The organism is Lederbergia sp. NSJ-179, assembly GCF_022867885.1.
Taxonomy (GTDB): Bacteria; Bacillota; Bacilli; order Bacillales; family Bacillaceae_C; genus Lederbergia.
This window is the reverse complement of record NZ_JALIFP010000114.1, coordinates 1-657: the sequence shown is the minus strand read 5'-3', so window position 1 is coordinate 657 and position 657 is coordinate 1. Positions and strand designations below refer to the sequence as shown.

The 657-nt window shown below is 37.7% G+C and carries 1 protein-coding gene; it reads left to right on the top strand.

What is annotated here, in order from left to right; all coding sequences use genetic code 11:
- Positions 1-136 precede the first annotated feature (136 nt).
- Positions 137-556 carry an IS200/IS605 family transposase gene (tnpA, locus tag MUB24_RS23100; RefSeq protein WP_244708095.1) on the top strand — a complete coding sequence of 140 codons (420 nt, stop codon included), beginning with the start codon at positions 137-139 and terminating at the stop codon, positions 554-556.
- Positions 557-657: the final 101 nt, after the last annotated feature.

Here is a 657-nt window from a genome sequence, read left to right as displayed (position 1 = left end):
TAACTCCTGATTAAGCCCCACGCTATGCGTGGGAGAACAGAAACGGAAGTACCTTTACGTATGATAAAAAAAGTCCTCCTCTGCTATAATGACAAAGGTTTCGCAAGCCAATGTCGGGCAGAGGAGGACATCCATTATGGATAATTCAAGTTTATCACATACAAAGTGGAATTGCATGTACCATATTGTGTTTATTCCTAAATATAGACGAAGAACCATGTATGGTCAACTTAGAAAAGATGTTCGAGAAATAATTAGAAAGCTTTGTGAGTATAAAGGAATTGAAATTGTAGAAGGAAGTGTATCTATTGATCATGTCCATTTATGTGTCAAAATCCCACCAAAGCTTAGTGTTTCAACATTTATGGGGTATTTAAAAGGTAAAAGCGCACTAATGATATTTGATAGGCATCCGGAATACAAGAGGAAAGGGAATAGACACTTTTGGGCAAAAGGATATTATGTGGATACAGTAGGAAGAAATGAAGAGGTTATTAAAAAGTATATAAAAAACCAAACTGAAGCAGACATGATAGAAGATAAAATTAACAATTAAGGACAATGACCGGCTTGCGAAACTACGCCTTTAAGGCGTTGCCAGTAACATGCCCTTACAGGGCTGAGTCAAACCACCCGTTGAACGGGTGGTCTGTGATT